Annotated in this window: 21 protein-coding genes and 1 pseudogene; 11 read left to right on the top strand and 11 right to left on the bottom strand. The window is 70.2% G+C overall.

Annotation, left to right across the window (positions count from 1 at the left end):
* Positions 1 to 26: 26 nt before the first annotated feature.
* The 5 genes from P3G67_RS03675 to P3G67_RS03655 form a co-directional block, all read right to left on the bottom strand.
* Positions 27 to 1,178: a DUF475 domain-containing protein gene (locus P3G67_RS03675; protein WP_276092149.1), complete on the bottom strand. Its 1,152-nt coding sequence runs from the start codon at positions 1,176 to 1,178 to the stop codon at positions 27 to 29.
* A 48-nt stretch (positions 1,179 to 1,226) separates the two neighbouring features.
* The gene (locus tag P3G67_RS03670; RefSeq protein ID WP_276092148.1) at positions 1,227 to 1,802 is read right to left on the bottom strand and encodes a TerD family protein; all 576 of its coding nucleotides are present in this window, start codon (positions 1,800 to 1,802) and stop codon (positions 1,227 to 1,229) included.
* 85 nt (positions 1,803 to 1,887) lie between these two features.
* A complete protein-coding gene (locus tag P3G67_RS03665; RefSeq protein ID WP_269854129.1) occupies positions 1,888 to 2,463 on the bottom strand; it encodes a TerD family protein in 576 nt (191 codons plus the stop codon).
* 150 nt (positions 2,464 to 2,613) lie between these two features.
* Positions 2,614 to 3,072, bottom strand: coding sequence for a peroxiredoxin (locus tag P3G67_RS03660; protein ID WP_269854128.1), 459 nt, complete (start codon positions 3,070 to 3,072; stop codon positions 2,614 to 2,616).
* Positions 3,073 to 3,327: 255 nt separating this feature from the next.
* Positions 3,328 to 3,753, bottom strand: coding sequence for a DUF3052 domain-containing protein (locus P3G67_RS03655; RefSeq protein WP_269854127.1), 426 nt, complete (start codon positions 3,751 to 3,753; stop codon positions 3,328 to 3,330).
* A 503-nt stretch (positions 3,754 to 4,256) separates the two neighbouring features.
* On the opposite strand from P3G67_RS03655, the gene aceE reads away from it, so the two are divergent.
* Positions 4,257 to 6,989, top strand: a complete 2,733-nt coding sequence (aceE, locus tag P3G67_RS03650; RefSeq protein WP_276092147.1) for a pyruvate dehydrogenase (acetyl-transferring), homodimeric type — start codon at positions 4,257 to 4,259, stop codon at positions 6,987 to 6,989.
* Positions 6,990 to 7,065: 76 nt separating this feature from the next.
* Here the strand turns inward: aceE and P3G67_RS03645 are convergent, their stop codons facing one another.
* Positions 7,066 to 8,664, bottom strand: coding sequence for an MFS transporter (locus tag P3G67_RS03645; RefSeq protein WP_276092146.1), 1,599 nt, complete (start codon positions 8,662 to 8,664; stop codon positions 7,066 to 7,068).
* Between the two features lie 115 nt (positions 8,665 to 8,779).
* Between P3G67_RS03645 and P3G67_RS03640 the strand changes: the two genes are divergently transcribed.
* Entirely contained in the window at positions 8,780 to 9,451 is a 672-nt protein-coding gene (locus P3G67_RS03640) for a TetR family transcriptional regulator (RefSeq protein ID WP_276092145.1), read from the top strand.
* 123 nt (positions 9,452 to 9,574) lie between these two features.
* Positions 9,575 to 10,843 (top strand): alpha/beta hydrolase, encoded by a 1,269-nt coding sequence (locus P3G67_RS03635; RefSeq protein WP_276092144.1) that lies wholly within the window; start codon positions 9,575 to 9,577, stop codon positions 10,841 to 10,843.
* A gap of 64 nt (positions 10,844 to 10,907) precedes the next feature.
* On the opposite strand, the gene P3G67_RS03630 is transcribed toward P3G67_RS03635, so the two are convergent.
* Positions 10,908 to 11,924, bottom strand: a complete 1,017-nt coding sequence (locus P3G67_RS03630; protein ID WP_276092143.1) for an aldo/keto reductase — start codon at positions 11,922 to 11,924, stop codon at positions 10,908 to 10,910.
* A 6-nt stretch (positions 11,925 to 11,930) separates the two neighbouring features.
* Positions 11,931 to 12,383 (bottom strand): MerR family transcriptional regulator, encoded by a 453-nt coding sequence (locus P3G67_RS03625; RefSeq protein ID WP_391858189.1) that lies wholly within the window; start codon positions 12,381 to 12,383, stop codon positions 11,931 to 11,933.
* A 136-nt stretch (positions 12,384 to 12,519) separates the two neighbouring features.
* On the opposite strand from P3G67_RS03625, the gene P3G67_RS03620 reads away from it, so the two are divergent.
* Positions 12,520 to 13,332 carry a serine hydrolase domain-containing protein gene (locus P3G67_RS03620; protein ID WP_276092142.1) on the top strand — a complete coding sequence of 271 codons (813 nt, stop codon included), beginning with the start codon at positions 12,520 to 12,522 and terminating at the stop codon, positions 13,330 to 13,332.
* On the opposite strand, the gene P3G67_RS03615 is transcribed toward P3G67_RS03620, so the two are convergent.
* Positions 13,329 to 13,982 (bottom strand): pirin family protein, encoded by a 654-nt coding sequence (locus tag P3G67_RS03615; RefSeq protein WP_276092141.1) that lies wholly within the window; start codon positions 13,980 to 13,982, stop codon positions 13,329 to 13,331. The two genes, P3G67_RS03620 and P3G67_RS03615, sit on opposite strands and share 4 nt — an antisense overlap.
* 588 nt (positions 13,983 to 14,570) lie before the next feature.
* On the opposite strand from P3G67_RS03615, the gene P3G67_RS03610 reads away from it, so the two are divergent.
* From P3G67_RS03610 to P3G67_RS03580, 7 genes and pseudogenes are all read left to right on the top strand, one after another.
* The gene (locus tag P3G67_RS03610; protein ID WP_269854119.1) at positions 14,571 to 15,779 is read left to right on the top strand and encodes a PucR family transcriptional regulator; all 1,209 of its coding nucleotides are present in this window, start codon (positions 14,571 to 14,573) and stop codon (positions 15,777 to 15,779) included.
* 89 nt (positions 15,780 to 15,868) lie between these two features.
* A pseudogene (locus P3G67_RS03605) lies at positions 15,869 to 16,801 on the top strand (ACP S-malonyltransferase); the annotation flags it as partial.
* Between the two features lie 39 nt (positions 16,802 to 16,840).
* The gene (locus tag P3G67_RS03600) at positions 16,841 to 17,053 is read left to right on the top strand and encodes a biotin/lipoyl-containing protein (protein ID WP_269854580.1); all 213 of its coding nucleotides are present in this window, start codon (positions 16,841 to 16,843) and stop codon (positions 17,051 to 17,053) included.
* A gap of 49 nt (positions 17,054 to 17,102) precedes the next feature.
* On the top strand, positions 17,103 to 18,113 hold the full coding sequence (locus tag P3G67_RS03595) for a ketoacyl-ACP synthase III (protein WP_276092140.1): 1,011 nt from the start codon (positions 17,103 to 17,105) through the stop codon (positions 18,111 to 18,113).
* Between the two features lie 73 nt (positions 18,114 to 18,186).
* Positions 18,187 to 18,435 carry an acyl carrier protein gene (locus tag P3G67_RS03590; RefSeq protein WP_269854117.1) on the top strand — a complete coding sequence of 83 codons (249 nt, stop codon included), beginning with the start codon at positions 18,187 to 18,189 and terminating at the stop codon, positions 18,433 to 18,435.
* A gap of 85 nt (positions 18,436 to 18,520) precedes the next feature.
* Complete coding sequence (gene fabF, locus P3G67_RS03585; RefSeq protein WP_276092139.1) at positions 18,521 to 19,783, top strand: beta-ketoacyl-ACP synthase II; 1,263 nt, start codon at positions 18,521 to 18,523, stop codon at positions 19,781 to 19,783.
* A gap of 68 nt (positions 19,784 to 19,851) precedes the next feature.
* Positions 19,852 to 21,246: an acyl-CoA carboxylase subunit beta gene (locus P3G67_RS03580; RefSeq protein ID WP_276092138.1), complete on the top strand. Its 1,395-nt coding sequence runs from the start codon at positions 19,852 to 19,854 to the stop codon at positions 21,244 to 21,246.
* 263 nt (positions 21,247 to 21,509) lie between these two features.
* On the opposite strand, the gene P3G67_RS03575 is transcribed toward P3G67_RS03580, so the two are convergent.
* Complete coding sequence (locus tag P3G67_RS03575) at positions 21,510 to 22,385, bottom strand: NAD(P)-dependent oxidoreductase (protein ID WP_269854112.1); 876 nt, start codon at positions 22,383 to 22,385, stop codon at positions 21,510 to 21,512.
* A gap of 54 nt (positions 22,386 to 22,439) precedes the next feature.
* A complete protein-coding gene (locus tag P3G67_RS03570; RefSeq protein WP_269854111.1) occupies positions 22,440 to 22,934 on the bottom strand; it encodes a DUF3145 domain-containing protein in 495 nt (164 codons plus the stop codon).
* Between the last annotated feature and the right edge of the window lie 201 nt (positions 22,935 to 23,135).

Genomic DNA, 23,135 nt, shown 5'->3' with positions numbered 1-23,135 from the left:
TCCCCTGCCGTGGCCAACGTCCAGGCTCAGACCCCCGAGGGGATCTCCGCCTGTTCCTCCAACTGTTCGGAGCCTTCCCCGAGTCGACGGTTGCGTACCACGGACGACAGGAACGAGGCGAGGATCAGTACGACGCCCACCAGACCCGTGACGACCTCGTTGACCTCGTGCTTGATGGTGACGAGCAGGATGACCGCGAGCGCGCCGATCGCGTAGTGCGCGCCGTGTTCCAGGTACACGTAGTCGTCCAACGTGCCCTTGCGCACCAGGAAGACGGTGAGCGAGCGGATGTACATCGCACCGATGCCGAGGCCGAGCGCCATCATGAAGATGTCGTTGGTGATGGCGAACGCCCCGATGACGCCGTCGAAGGAGAACGAGGCGTCGATGACCTCCAGGTAGAGGAACATGAAGAGCGCGGCCTTACCGGCCAGGCCGATCGCCGAGGCTCCCTTCCGCGCGGGGGCGGCCGACGGCTCGCCGTCCTCCGCGTCAGCCTCGGCGCCTTCGGCATCCTCCTCCAGGCGCCCCTCGAAGTAGCCGGAGACGCCGCCCACCACGAGGTACGTCACCAGTCCGGCGAGCCCGGCCAGCAGCACCGTCGCCGACTTGTCGGCCGTACCGCCGCCCTGCAGCGGGACCGAGGTGGCCACCGTTGTCGCGGCGACCAGCAGTGCCACCAGGGCGACGATCACCGGGAGGGTCTCCAGCTTGCCGACCCTGGCGAGCGGCCGCTCCAGCCAGGCCATCCAGTGGATGTCCCGGTCCTCGAAGAGGAAGTCCAGGAAGATCATCAGCAGGAACACCCCACCGAACGCCGCGATCGCCGGATGGGCGCTGGTGACCAGGTGCTCGTAGCGGTCCGGATCGTTCACCGCCACCCTGACCGCCTCGATCGGCCCGATCCTGGCGGTGATGGCGACGACGACGACCGGGAAGACCAGCCGCATACCGAAGACGGCGATCAGCACGCCGACGGTGAGGAAGATCTTCTGCCAGAAGGCGTTCATCTTCCGCAGGATTCCCGCGTTGATCACCGCGTTGTCGAAGGAGAGCGAGATCTCCAGGATCGACAGAATCGCGACGACCGCGAGCCCCTGCCAGCCCCAAAGGATCCCCGCGAACGCCAGCCCGGCGACGGTTATGGCAAATGACCAGCCGAACGTTCTGACGAGCACTGGCAATCCAATCCTTGGTGGTCCCGGTGCAGGCGGCTGCACGCATTTTTACGAAACGTTGACCCCAAAGTCTAGGGCGATGCCCCGCAGGCCCGATGCGTACCCCTGGCCCACCGCACGGAACTTCCACTCACCGCCGTACCGGTAGAGCTCACCGAAGATCATCGCGGTCTCCGTGGAGGCGTCCTCGGTCAGGTCGTAGCGCGCCAACTCGCGGTCGTCGGCCTGGTTGACGACCCGGATGTAGGCGTTGCGCACCTGCCCGAAGGCCTGCGAGCGGACCTCGGCGTCGTAGATCGAGACGGGGAAGACCACCTTGTCGACGCGGTCCGGAACCTTGGTGAGGTCCACGAGTATCGTCTCGTCGTCGCCACCGCTGCCCCCGACCAGTTCGTCGCCGGTGTGCTCGACCGAACCCTCGGGACTCTTGAGGTTGTTGTAGAAGACGAAGTACTCGTCGCCCAGCACCCGGCCGCCCGAGCACAGCAGGGCGCTGGCGTCCAGGTCGAAGTCCGCGCCGGTGGTCGACCTGGCCTCCCAGCCGAGGCCGATCATGACGTGTGTGAGGTTCGGCGCTTCCTTGCTGAGGGATACATTGCCCCCCTTGGCGAGCGTGACACCCATGTGGTTCGTTCCTCCCCGATGCTTCTGGTTCCCCCACGGGTCCGGCGCCGCGGTGGCACGGTGCGCGGCGCCGGACGAGGTGGCGTCAGACGTTGACGCCGAAGTCCTGGGCGATTCCGCGCAGGCCGGACGCGTAACCCTGGCCGATGGCACGGAACTTCCACTCGCCGTTGTTGCGGTACAGCTCACCGAAGACCATGGCGGTCTCGGTGGAGGCGTCCTCGGTCAGGTCGTAGCGCGCCAACTCTCGGTTGTCGGCCTGGTTGACGACCCGTATGTAGGCGTTGCGCACCTGGCCGAAGCTCTGCTGGCGGTTCTCCGCGTCGTAGATCGAGACCGGGAAGACGACCCGGTCCACGTCCTGCGGCACCAGCGCCAGGTTGACGTTGATGACCTCGTCGTCGCCCTCGCCCTCACCGGTGAGGTTGTCCCCGGTGTGCTCGACCGAACCGTCCGGGCTCTTGAGGTTGTTGTAGAAGACGAAGTGCTGGTCGGTGAGGACCCTTCCGGACGCGTTCGTCAGCAGCGCGCTGGCGTCCAGGTCGAAGTCCGCGCCGGTGGTCGTCCGGGCGTCCCAGCCGAGTCCGACCTGCACCGCCGTGAGGTTCGGCGCCTCCTTGGTCAGCGAGACGTTGCCGCCCTTGCTGAGGCTGACTCCCACGAGTCCTCCCAATGGTCCGAGGGGACGTCGAGCGCGCTGCCCCCGTTGGTGCGTATACGTACAACCGGATCAACGCCCTGATCCTAGTGACCGGTTCCCCGGCTGGGGAGCGCTCACGCGGCGCGCCACGAAGCACGCCGCGTGAACACGTCACAGCTCGGCGAGCGCCTTGGTGTACTCGTTCAGGTCACGGGCGTCCGGCAGCGCGTTGACGACGGTCCAGCGGACCACGCCCTCCTTGTCGATGATGAAGGTGCCGCGCACGGCGCAGCCCTTCTCCTCGTCGAAGACGCCGTACGCCCGGCTGGCGGCGCCGTGCGGCCAGAAGTCGGACAGCAGCGGGTACTCCAGGCCCTCCTGCTCGGCGAAGACCCGCAGGCTGAACGGGGAGTCGTTGGAGACCGCGAGCAGCTGGACGTCGTCGTTGACGAACTTGGGCAGCTCGTCGCGCAGGGCGCACAGCTCGCCGGTGCACACGCCGGTGAAGGCGAACGGGTAGAACAGCAGGACGACGTTCTTGTCGCCCTTGTAGTCGGAGAGCCTGACCAGCTCGCCGTGCTGGTTCTTCAGCTCGAAGTCGGGGGCCTTGGAGCCGACCTCAATGGCCATGGATGCTTCCCTTCCGATCTCGCTTGCGCGTCTCACCGGTGCCGTTGCGCCGTTCGTGGCGCGGCGGCACGGACAGTCTCGCACTGCCGGTGATCGGGGCCGGCGGCGCCTTGGCCCACGGCGGCGGGTGACGGGCGGGCCTGGCGCCGCCCTGGGCGAGGGCGACAGGCGGCGGGACGCGTCGCGCCCCCGGCAGCGGTGGGCTGGCGGGGGCGCGCGGGATGCGTCGGGGTGGGTGGTGCGGTGGCGGGGCGCTCAGCGCTTGGGGGCCACCAGTCGGCTGCCGGTCCAGTCCTTGGCGGCGCTGATGCTCTTGCCCTGGGACAGGCCGGCGGTCTTCGCCGCCTCGCTGATGTCACTGGGCTCGACGTGGCCGTCACGGCCGGTCTTGGGGGTCATCAGCCACACCACACCGCCGTCGTCGTCCATCAGACCGATGGTGTCCACCAGGGCGTCCGTAAGGTCGCCGTCCTCGTCACGGAACCACAGCAGGACGGCGTCGGCCACGTCGTCGTAGTCCTCGTCGACAAGATCCTGTCCGATGATGGCCTCGATGCCCTCACGGAGCTCGTGATCGACGTCGTCGTCGTAGCCGATCTCCAGGACCACCTGTCCGGGCTCGAAACCCAACCGGCTCACCGGGTTGGTCCGCTCCTCCGCGTGGCCCGCGGTCGCGCTCACGGATTGCCTCCTGACTTGGGGATGTCTGTCGGCCCCGCGCGTGTACGGGGCGATGGCCGTAGTCCACACGCAGCGGGCGGATCGCGCAAGTACCCAGCTACCGATCCCGCCCAAACGTTGACGTGTCGCCTCACATCGCACCGCCGTCTGTGACCCCTGTCACGGCGTTTTGCCGGGGTTGCGACGTTAGGACGTCGCATCGGGGCCGGGCGGTCCGAACGGAAGCCCGCTTCCGGGACGGGTGTCCGACCGGGCCCCGACTGGGCGTAGAGTTGCGATTTGGCCCGCCCGTCGCCCTCCCCCATGGCCTCAACGGCATGGGAGGTACCCCCTCCCAGCCTCGTACCGGAGGCGCTCGCGCGCCACTGCGCCAACCGTCGCGGGTCTCGACCCGTCTCACCAAGTGGTAGTTACCACTCAGTAGAGATGACGGATCTCCAGCCGCGGTACACGATGGAGGCGGCGCGACACAGCAGAGCACTACCTAGTAGCGAAGGAACAGCGTGGCTTCCGGATCCGATCGCAACCCGATCATCATTGGCGGCCTTCCCAGCCAGGTCCCGGACTTTGATCCCGAGGAGACGGCGGAATGGCTCGACTCGCTCGACGCGGCTATTGACGAACGCGGCCGTGAGCGTGCCCGCTACCTGATGCTGCGGCTCATCGAGCGCGCTCGCGAGAAGCGTGTCGCCGTGCCGGAGATGCGGAGCACGGACTACATCAACACCATCGCGACCAAGGACGAGCCGTTCTTCCCCGGCAACGAGGAGATCGAGCGCAAGATCCTGAACGCGACCCGGTGGAACGCGGCCGTCATGGTGTCACGCGCCCAGCGCCCCGGTATCGGCGTCGGCGGTCACATCGCGACCTTCGCCTCCTCCGCCTCGCTGTACGACGTGGGCTTCAACCACTTCTTCCGGGGCAAGGACGACGGCAAGGGCGGCGACCAGATCTTCTTCCAGGGGCACGCCTCCCCCGGTATCTACGCGCGCGCCTACATGCTGGACCGGCTCTCCGAGCAGCAGCTGGACGCCTTCCGGCAGGAGAAGTCCAAGGCCCCGTACGGCCTGTCCAGCTACCCGCACCCGCGGCTGATGCCGGACTTCTGGGAGTTCCCGACCGTCTCGATGGGCCTCGGCCCGCTCGGCGCGATCTACCAGGCCCGGATGAACCGCTACATGGAGGCGCGCGGCATCGCGGACACCGCCGACTCGCACGTGTGGGCGTTCCTCGGCGACGGCGAGATGGACGAGCCGGAGTCGCTCGGCCAGCTGTCCCTGGCCGCCCGTGAGGGCCTGGACAACCTGACCTTCGTCGTCAACTGCAACCTGCAGCGGCTCGACGGCCCGGTGCGCGGCAACGGCAAGATCATCCAGGAGCTTGAGTCGGTCTTCCGCGGCGCGGGCTGGAACGTCATCAAGCTGATCTGGGACCGCAGTTGGGACCCGCTGCTGGCGCAGGACCGGGACGGCGTGCTGGTCAACAAGCTCAACTCGACGCCGGACGGCCAGTTCCAGACGTACGCCACCGAGACCGGCGCGTACATCCGCGAGCACTTCTTCGGCGGCGACCACCGGCTGCGCAACATGGTCGAGAACATGACCGACGACCAGATCCTGCACCTGGGCCGTGGCGGTCACGACCACCGCAAGATCTACGCGGCGTACAAGGCGGCCAAGGAGCACAAGGGCCAGCCGACCGTCATCCTGGCGCAGACCGTCAAGGGCTGGACCCTCGGCCCGAACTTCGAGGGCCGCAACGCGACCCACCAGATGAAGAAGCTGACCGTCGAGGACCTCAAGCGGTTCCGTGACCGGCTGCACCTGCCGATCTCCGACAAGGAGCTGGAGTCCGGCCTGCCGCCGTACTACCACCCGGGCCGGAACTCGGAAGAGATCCAGTACATGCACGACCGCCGCAAGGAGAACGGCGGCTACGTGCCCACCCGCGTGGTCCGCGCCAAGCCGCTGAACCTGCCGGACGACAAGGCGTACGCGGCCGTCAAGAAGGGTTCCGGCCAGCAGTCGATCGCCACCACCATGGCGTTCGTCCGACTGCTCAAGGACCTGATGCGGGACAAGGAGATCGGCAAGCGCTTCGTGCCGATCGCGCCGGACGAGTACCGCACCTTCGGCATGGACTCGCTGTTCCCGTCCGCCAAGATCTACAACCCGCTGGGCCAGACCTACGAGTCGGTCGACCGCGAGCTGCTGCTGGCGTACAAGGAGTCGCCGACCGGGCAGATGCTGCACGACGGCATCTCCGAGGCGGGCTGCACCGCCTCGCTGATCGCCGCGGGCTCGGCGTACGCCACGCACGGCGAGCACATGATCCCGGTCTACGTCTTCTACTCGATGTTCGGGTTCCAGCGCACCGGTGACCAGTTCTGGCAGATGGGCGACCAGCTCGCTCGCGGTTTCGTACTGGGTGCGACCGCCGGTCGCACCACGCTGACCGGTGAGGGTCTGCAGCACGCCGACGGCCACTCGCAGCTGCTGGCCTCGACCAACCCGGCGTGTGTCGCGTACGACCCGGCCTTCGGCTTCGAGATCGCGCACATCGTCAAGGACGGTCTGCGCCGGATGTACGGCCCGGACAGCGAGGACGTCTTCTACTACCTCACCGTCTACAACGAGCCGATCCAGCAGCCCGCCGAGCCGGAGAACGTGGACGCCGACGGCATCCTCAAGGGCCTGTACCGGTACAAGGCCGCCGAGGGCGGTTCGATCCCGGCGCAGATCATGGCGTCCGGTGTGGCGGTGCCGTGGGCGGTCGAGGCGCAGCGGATCCTCGCCGAGGAGTGGAACGTCAAGGCCGACGTGTGGTCCGCCACCTCCTGGAACGAGCTGCGCCGCGACGCGGTCGCCGCCGAGGAGCACAACCTGCTCCACCCGGAGGAGGAGCAGCGCGTTCCGTACGTGACGAGCAAGCTGTCCGGCGCCGAGGGTCCGTTCGTGGCCGTGTCCGACTGGATGCGGTCGGTTCCGGACCAGATCGCGCGCTGGGTGCCGGGTACGTACCAGTCGCTGGGTGCGGACGGCTTCGGCTTCGCCGACACCCGCGGCGCGGCGCGCCGGTTCTTCCACATCGACGCGCAGTCGGTGGTGCTCGCGGTGCTGACCGAGCTGGCCAAGGAGGGCAAGATCGACCGTTCCGCGCTGAAGCAGGCGATCGACCGCTACCAGCTGCTCGACGTCGCCGCGGCCGACCCCGGCGCCGCCGGCGGTGACGCGTAACCGTCACCCGTAAGCGAGAGCCCCGGCCAGCCGCCCTTCAACGGGCGGCTGGCCGGGGCTCTTTGGGCTTCGGCGGTCAGATGTGCACCCCGCCGCCGGCGGCGTCCGCGTTGGAGCCCCGCTTGGTGAACACGGCCACCACCGCGGCAACCGCCGCGACGACCGCGGCCACCGTGAAGGACAGGCCCATCCCGGAGATGAAGGTGTCGTGTGCGACGCGGCTGATGGTGCCGGCCAGCGGGGCGGGCGCGTGCGGCGGTACCGGCGCCACGCCGACGGCCACCGCGTCGGCGGCCTGCTTCGCCTGCGCGGGCGGCAGCGCGGGCAGCCCGGCGGCGGCCCAGTGGCCCGGCAGCTGGTTGTCCACCCTGGCCGCCATCACCGCGCCGAGCACGGCGGTGCCCAGCGAGCTGCCGACCTGCATCGCGGCCTGCTGAAGGCCGCCGGCCACCCCGGACAGCTCCAACGGGGCGTTGCCGACGATGACTTCGGTGGCGCCCACCATGACCGGCGCGAGTCCGAGACCGAGCAGGGCGAACCACAGCGAGGTGGTGCCGGTGCCGCTGTGCGCGGTCAGCCGGGACATGCCGATCATGGCGGCGGTGGTGAACAGCATGCCGCCGACCAGCGGGATGCGCGGCCCGAACCGGGTGATCAGCGCACCGGCCACCGGTGAGGCGACGATCATCATCGCGGTGAGCGGCAGCAGGTGGACGCCGCTGGACACCGGGCTCATGCCGTGCACGTTCTGCAGGTAGAAGGTGACGAAGAACAGGCCGCCCATGAAGGCGAACGCCATCAGCACCATCAGGACGGTGCCCGCTGACAGCGGCACCGAGCGGAACAGTCCCAGCGGGATGAGCGGTTCGCGGGTCCTGGTCTCCCACAGCGCGAAGACCGCGAACAGCACAACGGCCCCGCCGATGAACGCCCAGGTGCTCAACGAGCTCCAGTGCCAGGCGGGAGCCTTGATCAGACCCCAGATCAGGCAGAACATGCCGGCCGACAGCAGCAGGATGCCGGGAATGTCAAAGGACTTGGGCGCCTTCTCCGCGCGCATGTCCTTGAGGATCAGCAGGCCGAGCGCCAACGCGATCGCGCCGACCGGCACGTTGATGAAGAACACGGACTGCCAGTTGACGTGCTCCACCAGCAGGCCGCCGATGATCGGCCCGGCGGCGGTGGAGGCGCCGATGACCGCACCCCAGATTCCGATGGCGGTGTTCAGCTTCTCCGCCGGGAAGGTGGCCCGCAGCAGTCCAAGCGCGGCGGGCTGGAGCAACGCACCGAACAGGCCCTGGAAGACGCGTAGCGCGATCACCATGGCGACGCTGCTGGACAGGCCGATCAGGCCCGAGGTGAGGGCGAATCCGGTGATGCCGATCAGGAACGTCTGGCGGTGGCCGAACCGGTCGCCGAGCTTGCCCGCGGTGATCAGTGCGACGGCCAGCGCGAGCAGATAGCCGTTGGTGATCCACTGCACGTCGGCGAGCGAGGCCCCGAGGTGCTGCTGGATGGCCGGGTTGGCGACCGCGACGATCGTGGCGTCCAGCGCCACCATCATCACGCCGATGGCGACCGAGAACAGGGTCAGCCAGGGATGGCCGCGCAGCGACCTTCTGGGCGGCGGTATCTGGTCCGCCAGCTGGTCAGTGACAAGGGGTGCTTGGCTCATGGGCGCGAGATTATGTCAGCAGCTGACATTTGACAAACGAGTTCACCTGACGGTAACTGACAGATACGGCGCAGGTATGGTGACCTGCCACAACACGAACAGGAGGTGGCCGCGGATGACAGGAATCACGGCGACGACGCAGCCCGCTCCGGGCGCCTCCGGCCTCCGGGAGCGCAAGAAGCAGCGCACCCGCGACGCCCTCACCCGGGCGGCGATGGAACTGTTCACCACCCGCGGGTTCGAGGGCACCACGGTGGACGAGATCGCCGAGTCGGTGGAGGTCTCGCAGCGCACCTTCTTCCGCTACTTCCAGAACAAGGAGCACGCGGCGCTCGCCGTCGAGGAACTGATCGAGGGCCACTTCATGGCCGCGCTGCGCGAACGACCGGCCGCGGAGCCGCCGTTGGAAGCGCTGCGCAACGCGGTGCTGAGCACCTGGGACGACGTCAGCACCGCGATCCACGAGGTGGTGCCGCTCGACCTGTACATGCGGATGTGCCAGGTGGTCGAGACCACCCCCGCGCTGCTGGCCGCACGGATGCGCGGACAGGCGGAGATGGAGCAGCGGCTCGTCGCCGAGATCGCCCGGCGCGAGGGCCTGGACCCGGTGCTGGACCTGCGCCCACGGGTGCTGGTGGCGGCGTTCGGCGGGGTGATCCGGGCGGCGTCCGGGCACTGGGGGAAGTGCGCCGACGACAGCGTCGAACAGATGCGGCGCAGTGTCGAAGAACACATCAACACGATCGGCCCGGCACTCACCGGCGGATGGCGTGCGCCGGGTGCTTAGCATCACACCCGCACTGAGTCCCTGTCACCCCTGTGCCACTAACGGCCGCTTGTGGCCGATATAAACGTGATCTGAGTCACCGTATTCACGGTCGGGCCCGTCTTTCTCCTATCGTGGCCCCCGGTGAATCTCTTCGACGAGCGCGCCGGCGCTCCCTCCTCCCCTCGATCCCTCGGCTGGTACTGGCTGCGCGTCATCGCGCAGGACCTGACCTCGCCGGGGAGAGCGGCGTTGGCCGTGATGGTCGTCTTCGTGCTGCTGGCGACGAGTGGCTGGACCGCCATGCGCCACCAGAAGCCACCGCAGGATCCGCGGGCCACCGCGGTGTCCGCGTGGCTGCACGGCTCGGTGGCCGGACGCCGGCTGCCGAACCCGGACACCGCCAGCGCGGCGGCCATCTCCCGGTTCTTCGCCTCGTTGAGCAACGCGCAGGCGCGGCAACTCGCCGACCGCTATCCGCTGGTCGTCGGCAACCTCAACGGCGCCCCCGTCGAACTGCGCTACCGGGCCAACCAGCAGGCGCTGGGCGAGGCCGAGCAGTGGCAGCTGAAGCGCTCGAAGGCCACCGACCTGACCGCCGAGGGCCGCCAGTCCGCGCTCCAGCTCGCGCACCGCTTCGGCTCGCTCCACGACCCCGGGCGGCAGATCCTCGCCTTCGACCCGAGCGGACGCGGCCGGGTGGCCGAGGTCTTCGGCGACCTGGAGACGGCACAGCGCACCGCCGTGGTGGTGCCCGGTGTCGACACCGACATCCTCTCGTTCGAGAAGTCCGTCAAGCCGTACTCCACCCCCGACGGGATGGCCGAGGCGCTCTACAACTCCGAGCGGGCCACCGACCCGTCGGTCCGGACCGCGGTCATCGCCTGGGCGGACTACACGACGCCGGAGGGCGTCGGCCTGGACGCCTCCACCGGCGCCATGGCCGAGGCGGGCGCGGTCCGGCTCAACGGCATGGTCCGGGCACTGCCGCAGAACACCAGCGTCCAACTGTTCTGCCACTCCTACGGTTCGGTGACCTGCGGGGTGGCCGCCTCCCGGCTGCCGCAGCAGAAGGTGACGGACATCACCGTCTACGGCAGCCCCGGCATGCGCGCGGACAATGTCGCCGGGCTGCACACCCGGGCCCGCGTGTGGGCGACGCGGGACGACACCGACTGGATCCAGGACGTCCCGTATCTGGAGGTCGCCGGTATCGGCCATGGCACCGACCCGGTCTCCAGTTCGTTCGGTGCCCGGGTGATCTCCGCGGCGGGCGCCCAGCAGCACACCGGGTACTTCGCCTCCGGTACGGAGAGCCTGAAGAACTTCACCCGCATAGCGTTGGGCGAGTACGAGTCGGTGAGCTGTGCCACAAGCGACACCTCGTGCCGGGCGGGCGCCGCGGCAGCCTGACCGGCACGCAGAAGCGGAAGGGTGTCGGGGCTTCCCCGACACCCTTGCGCTTTCCGCTGGTTGGCTACTCGCGCGCCGCGGAGGTGAAGGACATGTCCGGGTAGCGGTCACCCGCGACCTTGCCCGCGATCGGCTCCAGCAGCGCCAGTTCCTCGTCACTGAGCGTGATCCGGGTGGCGGCGGTGTTCTCCAGCACCCTGGACCGCTTGCGGGTGCCCGGGATCGGTACCACCGCCAGGTCCCGCACCCGAGCCTGCTGCTGCACCCAGGCCAGCGCGATCTGGCCGAGCGTGGCGCCGTGGGCGGCGGCCACCCGGCGCACCGGCTCCAGCAGCTCGGCGTTGGCCTTGGCGTTGTCGCCGGTGAAGCGCGGCTGGAACTTCCGGAAGTCGTCGCTGGACAGCTCCTTCGAGGCGTCCGCGAACGCGCCGGCGAGGAAGCCCCGGCCGAGCGGCGAGTACGGTACCAACGCCACACCCAGCTCGGTGGCGGCGGGCACCGCGGACTTCTCCACGTCGCGGCTGAACAGCGACCACTCCGACTGGAGCGCGGCGATCGGGTGCACCGCGTGCGCCTCACGCAGTTCGGCGCCGGTCACCTCGGACAGGCCCAGGTACCTGACCTTGCCCTCGGCCACCAACTCGGCCATGGCGCCGACGGATTCGGCCAACGGCACCTGCGGATCGCGGCGGTGCATGTAGTACAGGTCGATCACGTCGACGCCCAGGCGGCGCAGGCTGCCCTCGACGGCCTCGCGGACGTACGCCCGGTCGTTGCGGATGCCGCGGTAGTGCGGATCGTCCGCCTTGCGGACGATGGCGAACTTGGTGGCCAGGGTGATCTCGTCGCGGTGTGCCTTGACGAACGGGGCGATGAACTCCTCGTTCGCGCCGGACCCGTATACGTCGGCGGTGTCGAACAGCGTGACACCCGCCTCCAGCGCCGCGTCCAGGGCGTCCCGCGCCGCGGCCTCGTCGGTGTCCCCGTAGAACTCGCTCATGCCCATGCAGCCGAGGCCCTGGACACCGACCTGCGGGCCGTTGGTGCCGAGCGCCACCGTGCTGATCTTCTCGATGCTCATGAAACCTCAGTGCCTCTCCGGCGCCGGCGTGGCGCCCGCATACAAGTCGATCTTGTAGTCGAGAACGTCGAGGGTGTCGCGCAGCTCCGTGATCCGGCGGCGTACGTCCTCTCGGTGCGCCACCAGCAGCTCCAGGCGCTCGGGGTAGGTGTGGTCGCCCTCGCGCGCCAGCTCGGCGTAGCGGACCATGTCCGCCACCGGCATTCCGGTCAGCCGCAGCTTGCCGACGAAATCCAGCCAGTCCAGGTCACGGTCCGTGTAGCGGCGCTGCCCGGTGTGCGAGCGGTCGACGTGCGGCATCAGGCCGATCCGCTCGTACCAGCGCAGGGTGTGGGCGCTCATCCCGGTGTAGGCGACGACCTCGCTGATCGTGTAGCGGTCGTGGCCCTGCGGGCGTGTTCTGGCCATCACCTCAAAGCAGCTGGTCAGCGCGTTCCGTTCGGTTTCCACGACCGTCATGCCGTACACCCCTCCGGCTGCCGTCTTCTCGATCTCCCGACGTTGTCCACGCTAGAGACTTTGAGTGCACTCTAGGCAAGCCCGGCCGCTCGGGGCCCTGGGATGAGCGTTGGCCTGGGCAAGTACGCTCGCCGTCATGGAGAGTCTGCGGTTGATGGAGAACTGGCCGGTGCCCACCGCGGCGGCGGCCGTGGTCCGGGCGGACGGCCGGGTGGCCGGGTCGTACGGACCGACGGGGCACCGCTTCCGGCTCGCCTCGGTCACCAAGCCGCTCACCGCGTACGCGGCACTGGTCGCGATCGAGGAGGGCGCGGTCGAGCTGGACGAGCCCGCGGGCCCGCAGGGTTCGACGGTACGGCATCTGCTGGCGCACGCCTCGGGGCTGGCTTTCAACGAGCACCAGGTGCTGGCCGCGCCGGGCACCCGCAGGCTGTACTCCAACGCGGGCTTCGAGGTGCTGGCCGACCACATCGCCAAGGCCACCGACATCGCGTTCGCGGACTATCTGCGCGAGGCGGTGCTGGAGCCGCTGGGCATGGCAGCGACCGAGCTGACCGCCTCCCCGGCGTGGGGCGCGCTCTCCACGGTGGACGACCTGGTCCGGTTCGCCGCCGAGCTGCTCACCCCGCGGCTGATCGCGCCGCAGACGCACGCTGCGGCGACGGCGGTCGCCTTCCCCGGGCTGAAGGGTGTACTGCCCGGGTACGGGCACCAGAACCCCAACGACTGGGGGCTCGGCTTCGAGATCCGGAACCACAAGTCCCCGCACTGGACGGGCGGTTCGTCCTCGCCGCGCACCTTCGGCCACTTCGGGCAGTCCGGGACGTTCCTGTGGGTGGACCCGGTCGCGGGCGCGGCGTGCGTCTGCCTCACTGACCGGGACTTCGGCGAGTGGGCGCACCCGCTGTGGCCCGCGCTGACGGACGCGGTGCTCGCGGAGCTGGGCTAGCCGTAGCGCGGCACACCGTGCATCGCCCAGACCAGGTACTCGGCCGGGCCGTCGCAGTACGCGGTGAGCCCGGCCGCGTCGCTGATCCGCGCCGAGTCCCCGGGCCCCAACGTCTCGCCGTCCAGCCGGAGTTGACCGCGCACGACGTGCACGTACACGAACGGGGCTTCCGGTAGCCGGGCGGTCCCGGCGCGCACGCCGAGCAGCGCGCCGGGCTGGCGCAGCGGGCTGACGTCCTGGCCGCGGGTGATCTCGTACGCGGGCGGGGCGCCGAACTCCGCGGGGTGCAGCCACATCTGGAGGAACCTGAGCGGTCTGTCCGGGGACGCGTTGCGTTCACTGTGCAGGACGCCCGTGCCGGCGCTCAGGCGTTGGATCTCGCCCTCGCGGACGAGGGCGCGGTGCCCCGCGTCGTCCTCGTGGCGCAGCTCACCCTCGATGACCCAGGTGACGATCTCCACGTCGCGGTGCGGGTGTTGGGAGAAGCCGGCGTTGGGGGCGAGGTACTCCTCGTTGCAGGCGAGCAGCAGCCCGAAGGACACGTTCTCCGGGTCGTAGTGCCCCCCGAAGGAGAACGCGTGCCGCGTCTCGATCCCCTGGGCGGCATCCCCGCCGGGATACCGGTCCCCCGCCCGCCAAACAACTCCCATCCCACCCACGCTACGCCCCTCCCACCCCCTCTCCTGCGGCGGGCTTCTTCGCCTGCGGCGAGCTGTTCCCACCCGCTCGCCCTTTCCCGCCTCCGGTGACTCTCCGTCGCCGCCCAGGAGGCCGAAGGAGCGGCGGGCGGCGCTCCCCAGCCCCGCGCCGCCGTAACGCACCCACGCGCCCGGACACCCAGCCGCCTCCGCCGCAGGCTAAAAGGGCGAGCGGGTGGGAACACCCCGCCGCAGGCGCAACGGCGCCAGACCCCACAACGCACCGCACCCGCACCCCAAGCGCACCGCGAGCACCCTCGCGCGCAAGCGCACCCGCACCCGAGCATCCCCCGCGCGCAAGCGCACCCGCACCCGAGCAGCCCCGCGTGCAAGCGCACCCCGCACCGCAAGCCGCCCCCACCACCGCGGCGCAAGCCGCATCACCCCAGCCCACCCGGGCGCAAGCCGCCACCCTCGCGCCCCCGGGCGCCAGCCGCCGCCACCCCCCGCGCCCCCGGGGCGCAAGCCGTCGCGGCCGGCCCCCATGGCCGGCCGCGTACCGCTTTCCGCTCGCCGGAGGCGATAAGGCAGGCTTGTCCCGTGCCCGAGTCCACGCATTCCCCGCAACCCCCGAAGTCCCAGCGGAGCGAACACCCGCACAGCGCCACCCTGCGCCGCCTGGAGCAGTCCTCCGGCAGACTGTCGGCCGCGGCGATCGCGCGCATGGACGAGCAGTTGCCGTGGTACCGCGCGATGCCGCCGGAGAACCGTTCCTGGATCGGGCTGGTCGCCCAGGCCGGTATCGCCGCCTTCACCGAGTGGTTCCGGCACCCCGAAGCACCGCAGGCCATCAGCACGGATGTGTTCGGCACCGCGCCGCGCGAGCTGACCCGGGCGATCTCGCTGCGGCAGACCGTGGAGATGGTGCGCACCACCATCGAGGTGATGGAAGCGGCGATCGACGAGGTCGCCGCCCCCGGCGACGAGGCCGTGCTGCGCGAGGCGCTGCTGGTCTACGCGCGGGAGATCGCGTTCGCCACCGCGCAGGTCTACGCCCAGGCCGCCGAGGCGCGCGGCGCCTGGGACGCCCGGCTGGAGTCGCTGGTCGTCAACGCCGTGCTCTCCGGTGAGGCGGACGAGGGAGTGCTGTCCCGGGCCGCCGCGCTCGGCTGGAACTCACCCGACCGGGTGGTCGTGGTCCTCGGCACCGCACCCGACGGGGACAGCGAGTTGACGGTGGAGGCGATCCGCCGGGCCGCCCGGCACGCCAAGCTGCAGGTGCTGACCGGGGTGCTGGGGCACCGCCTGGTGGTCGTCGCGGGCGGCTCCGACGACCCGATCCGCACCGCCAAGGACCTCATCGGCCCGTTCGCCGCAGGCCCGGTGGTGGCCGGTCCCGTGGTGGGCGACCTGCTGGCCGCCACCCGTTCCGCGCAGGCCGCCGCGGCCGGGCTCAAGGCGTGCGCGGCCTGGCCCGACGCCCCCCGGCCGGTGCTCGCGGACGACCTGCTGCCGGAGCGGGCGATGGCGGGCGATCCCGCGGCTCGTGAACAACTGGTGGAGGAGATCTACAGACCACTGGAGGAAGCGGGCTCGGCGCTGCTGGAGACGCTCAGCGTCTACCTGGAACAGGCGTCATCGCTGGAAGGCGCTGCCCGGATGTTGTTCGTTCATCCCAACACCGTCCGCTACCGGCTACGACGTGTGACGGATGTCACGGGATGGTCACCTTCCGATGTACGCTCCGCGTTCACCCTGCGGATCGCCCTCATCCTCGGCCGACTCTCCAGCGTGAATCACCAGGATTGAGTTTTTGTGGGACACCCACAAATCGCCTGACCGTTCTTGGTCCCTGTCCTCACCGGCGGTGACCACCCGACGCGAGAGAGAGTGTGAAGGTGCTCGTACTCGTAGCTCCCGGCCAGGGCGCCCAGACGCCCGGCTTCCTCAGTCCCTGGCTCGAACTCCCGGGCGTGGCCGACCGGTTGAACTGGTGGTCCGCTGTCGCCGGACTCGACCTCGTGCACTACGGCACCAAGGGCACCGCGGACGAGATCCGCGACACCGCCGTGGCGCAGCCGCTGCTGGTGGCCGCCGGACTGGTGTCCGCCCTCTCGGTCTTCCCGCACCCGGTCGACGGACGCCGCCTGGTCGGCGCGGTCGCCGGGCACAGCGTGGGCGAGATCACCGCCGCCGCCGGTGCCGGCGTGATCACCGCCGAGTCCGCCATGGTGCTGGTACGGCAGCGCGGCCTGGCTATGGCGCAGGCCGCCTCGGTCACCGAGACCGGCATGTCCGCGGTGCTGGGCGGCGACCCGCAGGACGTGGTCGCCAAGCTGGAGTCGCACGGACTCACTCCCGCCAACATGAACGGCGCCGGCCAGATCGTCGCCGCCGGAACCATGGAGCAGCTCGCGGCGCTCGCCGAGGACAAGCCCGAGGGCTCCCGGGTGCGCCCGCTCCAGGTGGCGGGCGCGTTCCACACCCACCACATGGCGCCCGCGGTCGCCACGCTGGAGGCCCTGGTGCCGGGTGTGTCGGTGCGCGACCCGCGGACCAGGTACGTCTCCAACGCCGACGGCCAGGTGGTGCACAGCGGCGCGGAGATCATCCGCCGAATGGTCAAGCAGGTCGCCGGTCCGGTCCGCTGGGACCTGTGCATGGAGACCTTCAAGGCGCTCGGCGTCACCGCGCTGATCGAGGTGTCCCCCGCCGGCACCCTCACCGGGCTGGCCAAGCGGGCGCTGCCGGGCGTCAGGACGCTGGCGCTGAAGACCCCGGACGACATCGACGCGGCCCGCGAGATCATCGCCGAGCACGGTGACCCGGCGGGCAACCCGCTGGAGCACGGCCCGACCTGGCGGCTCGCGGTGGCCCCGTTCAAGGGCACCGTGGACACCGGGACGGTCAAGGCCGGTGACGTACTTGAGCCGGGCGCTACGGTGGCGCACGTCGCCAACAACCGCGACCGGCAGGCGGTCACCGCCGAGCACGGCGGCACCGTCGTGGAATGGCTGGTCGAGGACGGCGACCCGGTCGCCCCCGGGCAGCCGCTGCTGCGCATCCACCCCGCGGCCGAATGAACCTGACGAGCCGACAGGACATCGGCCAACCGATGAGGAGCCCCACAGCATGACCGCGAAGATCAAGCCGAGCAAGGGCGCGCCGTACGCCCGTATCCTCGGCGTCGGCGGCTACCGGCCGACCCGCGTGGTGCCGAACGAGGAGATCCTCAAGTACATCGACTCCTCCGACGAGTGGATCCGCACCCGCTCCGGCATCTCCACCCGGCACTGGGCGAACCCGCAGGAGACCGTCGCCGAGATGTCGATCGAGGCCGCGGGCAAGGCCATAGCGGACGCCGGTCTGACCGCCGAGGACGTCGACGCGGTGCTGGTCGCCACGGTGTCGCACTTCAAGCAGACCCCGGCCATCGCCACCGAGATCGCGCACCGGCTCGGCGCGGGCAAGCCCCCGGCGTTCGACATCTCCGCGGGCTGCGCGGGCTTCACCTACGGGCTGACGCTGGCCAAGGGCATGGTGACCGAGGGCTCGGCGAAGTACGTACTGGTCATCGGTGTCGAGCGGCTCAGTGACCTCACCGACAAGGAGGACCGGGCCACCGCCTTCCTGTTCGGCGACGGCGCGGGCGCGGTCGTGGTGGGCCCGTCCGAGGTGCCCGCGATCGGCCCGACGGTCTGGGGCTCGGAGGGCGACAAGGCCGAGACCATCAAGCAGACCCTGCCGTGGGACGTCTACCGGGCCGCCAACCCGGAGGACATCCGCTTCCCGGCGATCACCCAGGAGGGCCAGGCGGTCTTCCGCTGGGCGGTCTACGAGATGGCCAAGGTCGCCCAGGAGGCGCTGGACGCCGCCGGTATCACCGCGGATGAGCTGGACGCGTTCATCCCGCACCAGGCCAACATGCGGATCATCGACTCGATGATCAAGGCACTCAAGCTGCCGGAGCACGTCGCGGTCGCCCGCGACATCGAGACCACCGGCAACACCTCGTCGGCCTCCATCCCGCTCGCCATGGAGCGGCTGTTGGCGACCGGCCAGGCCAAGAGCGGCGACACCGCACTCGTCATCGGGTTCGGGGCGGGTCTCGTGTACGCAGCCGCTGTCGTTACCCTCCCCTAGGCAAGATCCCCGCGGTCTCGCACTCCGCGAGCCCGTGTCATCACCACCGTAGAAAATCGAAGGAGCGCCACAGATGGCCGCCACTCAGGAAGAGATCGTCGAAGGTCTCGCCGAGATCGTCAACGAGATCGCCGGTATCCCGGTCGAGGACGTGCAGCTGGACAAGTCCTTCACCGACGACCTGGACGTCGACTCGCTGTCCATGGTCGAGGTCGTCGTCGCGGCCGAGGAGCGCTTCGACGTCAAGATCCCGGACGACGACGTGAAGAACCTCAAGACGGTCGGCGACGCCGCCAAGTACATCCTGGACCACCAGGCCTGATTGACCGCAGGTTGACGCGTCTGTCGCCACCCCGGAGTGGCGCCCGCGTTGCCTTCACCCTCGATACGTGGAGACAAGAATTCCAGTGAACCCGACCAATCGCACCGTGGTCGTCACCGGTATCGGCGCAACCACACCCTTGGGTGGCGACAGCGCATCGACCTGGGAGGCGCTGCTCGCCGGACGCTCCGGCGTGGCGCCCCTGAAGCAGGAGTGGGCCGCTGACCTACCGGTCCGCATCGCGGCGGAGATCGCCGTGGAGCCCGCTGAGATCCTGCCCCGGCCGCTCGCCCGCAGGCTGGACCGTTCCGCGCAGTTCGCACTGATCGCGGCGCGTGAGGCATGGGCGGACGCCGGCTTCACCGGCAAGGCCGGTGACGACTCCGCCGTCGCCCCGGACCGCCTGGGCACCGTGGTGGCCTCCGGCATCGGCGGCGTCACGACCCTGCTCGGCCAGTACGACATCCTGCGTGAGCAGGGCTTCCGCAAGGTGTCCCCGCACACCGTGCCGATGCTGATGCCGAACAGCCCGTCGGCCAACGTCAGCATCGAGCTGAACGCCCGTGCCGGTACCCACACCCCGGTCAGCGCCTGCGCCTCGGGCGCCGAGGCGATCGGCTACGCCATCGAGATGATCCGCACCGGCCGCGCCGACGTGGTCGTGGCGGGCGGCACGGAGGCGGCGGTCCACCCGCTGCCGATCGCCGCGTTCGCCAACATGATGGCGATGTCGAAGAACAACGACGACCCGCAGGGCGCCTCCCGCCCCTACGACGTGGCCCGCGACGGCTTCGTGCTGGGCGAGGGCTCGGGCATCGTCGTCCTGGAGTCCGCCGAGCACGCCGCCAAGCGCGGTGCCCGGGTGTACTGCGAGGCGATCGGCCAGGGCATCTCGGCCGACGCCCACCACATCGCGCAGCCGGAGCCCACCGGCCGTGGCATCGCCGACGCGTTCGGCAACCTGCTGGACAACTCCGACCTGAAGCCCGCGGAGATCGTGCACGTCAACGCGCACGCCACCTCTACGCCGCTGGGTGACGTCGGCGAGCTTCGGGCGCTGCGTTCCGTCTTCGGCGACGACGTCGACCACATGGCGGTCTCCGCCACCAAGTCGATGACCGGCCATCTGCTCGGTGGTGCGGGCGGTGTGGAGACGGTGGCCACCGTTCTCGCGTTGCACAACCGCCTGGCTCCGCCGACGATCAATGTGGACAACCTCGACCCCGAGGTCGACGCGGACATCGTGCGCGCTGAGCCGCGGGCCCTGCCGGAGGGCAGCATCGCCGCGCTCAATGACTCGTTCGGCTTCGGCGGTCTCAACGTCGTCCTGGCGTTCCGCAAGAGCTGATCGGCAGGGCCGGGCGGCCCCGGCGGCGACGCCAGGTCCGCCCGCGCCCTGACCCGAGGAGCCAACGGATGGCCAGCGAGGCCCGCGACAGTGATCCGCGTAATCCGCGGCTGCGTCTGCGGGCCCTGCTGGATCCGGAGGGCTACCAGGAGGTCTCGGCCTACGACGAGTCGGGCATGCTCACCGCGATCGGCACGATCAACGGGATGAAGGCGGTGGCGTTCGCCTCCGACCCGACCGTGCAGGGCGGTGCCATGGGCGCCGAGGGCTGTGACCATGTGGTCCGCGCCTATGACCGGGCGGTGGCCGAGAACTGCCCGATCATCGGGATCTACCACTCGGGCGGCGCCCGGCTCCGGGAGGGCGTCGGCTCGCTGGACGCGGTCGGTCGGGTCTTCCACGCGATGATCCTGGCCTCCGGTCGGGTTCCGCAGATCTCGGTGGTACTGGGCCCGGCGGCCGGCGGCGCGGCGTACGGACCCGCGCTGACCGATGTGGTGGTCCTGGGGCCGGACGGCCGGATCTTCGTCACCGGCCCCGAGGTGGTGCGTACGGTCACCGGGGAGAGCGTCGACATGGCGCGGCTCGGCGGCCCGGAGCCGCACGGCCGCCGCTCCGGCGTGGTGCATGTGCTCGCCGACTCCGAGCGGGACGCGCTGGACAGGGCCCGCTGGCTGGCCGAACTCCTGGGCAGTCCGAGCGAGTTGCGGCTCGACCAGGTCGAGGACCGGGAGCTGGGCGGGCTGCTGCCGGAGTCCGCGCGGCGCGCCTATGACGTACGGCCGCTGGTGGACGGGGTGTTGGACTCCCCCGGAACGGAACTGCACCCGAAGTGGGCGCCGAACATCGTCACCTCACTGGGCCGGCTGGGCGGCAAGGCGGTCGGTGTGGTCGCCAACAACCCGCTGCGGCTCGGCGGTTGCCTGGACTCGCTGTCCGCGGAGAAGGCGGCGCGCTTCGTGCGGATGTGTGACGCGTTCGGGGTGCCGCTGGTGGTGCTGGTGGACGTGCCCGGCTATCTGCCGGGCGTCGGCCAGGAGTGGGACGGCGTGGTGCGCCGTGGTGCGAAGCTGCTGCACGCGTTCGGGGAGAGCGTGGTGCCGCGGGTCACCCTGGTCACCCGTAAGGCGTACGGGGGCGCGTACATCGCGATGAACGCCCGCGCCCTCGGCGCGACCAGGGTGCTGGCCTGGCCGCAGGCCCAGGTCGCGGTGATGGGCGCGCTGGCGGCGGTGCGGATCCTGCACCGGCGACGGCTCGCCCAGGTCCCCGACGAGCTGAAGGAACAGATCGAGCTCGAACTGGCCGCGGAGCACGAGATCGTGGCGGGCGGCCTTCCCAAGGCGATGGAACTCGGCGTCGTGGACGAGGTGGTCTCCCCCGACACCACCCGCTCCGCGATCGCGCGGGCCATCCACGAGGCACCGGCCCGCCGGGGAGCGCACGGCAACGTCCCGCTCTAGCGCTGCCGCCGGGCTCAGGCGACGTCGGCGCCTCCAAGCCCCGGCTCCCGCCGCCAGCCGAGGCGCCTTCGGCGCCGCCGGTCTCCGCTGTGGCGGTTATCGCCGTCGCGGCGGCTGGCACGAAGTCGCCGCCGCGTCGGCGAGTCAACGACCGCGACCGATAGCCGAGTCCGGCGCGGACGGCGAGCGGCCACAACGGCCGGTCCGGCGGTGCCGAACCGGCCGTACCCCGAACGACCAACACCGAAAGGCGTCAAGGGCGGCTAGCCCTCGAAGCTCGCCAGGTATGACGCCGCGCCGTCCTTGCCGCCGTGTCCCTGTGCCTCCGCGCGGCGCAGGCGCTCGACTCCGGCGGGCGCCAAGTCCAGCCGTACACCGGCCTGTTCGGCGGCCTCCGTGATCAGTCGGGCGTCCTTTATGGCCGCCGAGACGGTGAAGCTGGGCGTGTAGTCCTCGTTCAGGATGGCCTTGGCCTTCATGCGCAGGTAGCCCGAGTCCAGCAGGGTGCCCTCCAGTGCGTCCAGGAAGCGCTGGGGGTCGACTCCAAGGCCCTTGGCGAGCGCCAGCGTCTCCGCGGTGCCGTTGATCACGGTGAGCACCCAGTTGTTGAAGACCAGCTTGAGCTTGCTGGCCGCCCCCTCGGCGCCGTCCTCGCCGAGCCAGAGCGTACGGCTGCCGATCGCGTCGAAGACCTGGTCGGCGACTGGCCTGGCCGCCTGCGGCCCGGCCGCCAGCACCTGCAACTGGCCCTGCTCGGCAGGAGCCTTGGTGCCCAGTACCGGGGAGTCCACGAAGTACACCCCGTGCTCCGCCGCCAGTTCGGCCAGCGGCGCCAGCGCCGCGGGCCCCACGGTGCTCGACTGCAACCAGACCGCGCCGCGCCGAAGCTCGGGCGCGGCCTCCCGCATCGCGGCGAGGACGCTGGGGCCGTCCAGCAGGATGGTCAGGACGGCGTCCACCCCCCGCACCGCGTCGGCCGGATCGTCGGCCACATAGGCGCCGTCCGCGGCGAGCGGCTCCGCGCGCGAGCGGGTGCGGTTCCACACCCGTACGGTGTGACCGGCCCTGAGCAGGTTGCGCGCCATCGGCGCGCCCATCGTGCCGGTACCCAGTACCGCTACTGAAATCGTGTCAGCCATGCTGATCACGCTACGGCTTGGAGCCGGTGCGTGGTCAACGGCATAGCCTGGCGGTTAGACCACCTGGTGCAACCAGCGCACCGGCGCGCCCTCGCCCGCGTACCGGAACGGCTCCAACTCGTCGTCCCACGGCTTGCCGAGCAGCCTGGCGACCTCGCCCTCCAGGTCCGCCTCGCCCCGCATCGACCTGGCCAGTGCGGCGCGCAGCCGGTCCTCCGGGATGAGGATGTCGCCGTGCATTCCGGTCACGGCGTGGAAGATGCCGAGCTCCGGCGTGCTGCTGTACCGCTCGCCCTCGGCGGTGGCACAGGGTTCCGCGGTCACCTCGAAGCGCAGCAGATGCCAACCCCGCAGCGCCGAGGCGAGCTTCGACGCCGTACCGGGGTCGCCATGCCAGGAGAACTCGGCGCGCCAGGTGCCGGGCGCGGCGGGCTGACGGATCCAGTCAAGGCTGACGCGCACACCGAGCACGCCCGCGACAGCCCATTCAACGTGCGGGCACAGCGCGCGGGGTGCGGAGTGCACGTAAAGAACTCCACGTGTCGTCACCGGGACCTCCAGTGTGGGACGAGGTTCGCCTTCCCCAGCGGCCTCACGCCCGATCCAGTGGCTCCGCAATAGCGACAGCACCAGACATTCTGCACCATTTTTAGCAAACGGGACAAGAACTGATCGTTCGCACCCAAACCTCTGTCGACCACCTCTTCGCCACCGAGCCGACTTCGGCGCGGTAGAACCGTCAGGGAAAAG

This window comes from Streptomyces silvisoli (assembly GCF_029269905.1).
Classification (GTDB): domain Bacteria; phylum Actinomycetota; class Actinomycetes; order Streptomycetales; family Streptomycetaceae; genus Streptantibioticus_A; species Streptantibioticus_A silvisoli_A.
Note: the sequence above shows the minus strand (reverse complement) of the source record. Positions and strands in the feature narration are given on the sequence as shown.

Excerpts from the sequence above, each read along its gene's own strand:
- P3G67_RS03670 (WP_276092148.1), bottom strand. The coding sequence starts at position 1,802 with ATGGGTGTCACGCTCGCCAAGGGGGGCAATGTATCCCTCAGCAAGGAA.
- P3G67_RS03660 (WP_269854128.1), bottom strand. The coding sequence starts at position 3,072 with ATGGCCATTGAGGTCGGCTCCAAGGCCCCCGACTTCGAGCTGAAGAAC.
- P3G67_RS03645 (WP_276092146.1), bottom strand. The coding sequence starts at position 8,664 with ATGAGCCAAGCACCCCTTGTCACTGACCAGCTGGCGGACCAGATACCG.
- P3G67_RS03640 (WP_276092145.1), top strand. The coding sequence starts at position 8,780 with ATGACAGGAATCACGGCGACGACGCAGCCCGCTCCGGGCGCCTCCGGC.
- P3G67_RS03630 (WP_276092143.1), bottom strand. The coding sequence starts at position 11,924 with ATGAGCATCGAGAAGATCAGCACGGTGGCGCTCGGCACCAACGGCCCG.
- P3G67_RS03625 (WP_391858189.1), bottom strand. The coding sequence starts at position 12,383 with ATGACGGTCGTGGAAACCGAACGGAACGCGCTGACCAGCTGCTTTGAG.
- P3G67_RS03620 (WP_276092142.1), top strand. The coding sequence starts at position 12,520 with ATGGAGAGTCTGCGGTTGATGGAGAACTGGCCGGTGCCCACCGCGGCG.
- P3G67_RS03615 (WP_276092141.1), bottom strand. The coding sequence starts at position 13,982 with ATGGGAGTTGTTTGGCGGGCGGGGGACCGGTATCCCGGCGGGGATGCC.
- P3G67_RS03595 (WP_276092140.1), top strand. The coding sequence starts at position 17,103 with ATGACCGCGAAGATCAAGCCGAGCAAGGGCGCGCCGTACGCCCGTATC.
- P3G67_RS03590 (WP_269854117.1), top strand. The coding sequence starts at position 18,187 with ATGGCCGCCACTCAGGAAGAGATCGTCGAAGGTCTCGCCGAGATCGTC.
- P3G67_RS03580 (WP_276092138.1), top strand. The coding sequence starts at position 19,852 with ATGGCCAGCGAGGCCCGCGACAGTGATCCGCGTAATCCGCGGCTGCGT.
- P3G67_RS03575 (WP_269854112.1), bottom strand. The coding sequence starts at position 22,385 with ATGGCTGACACGATTTCAGTAGCGGTACTGGGTACCGGCACGATGGGC.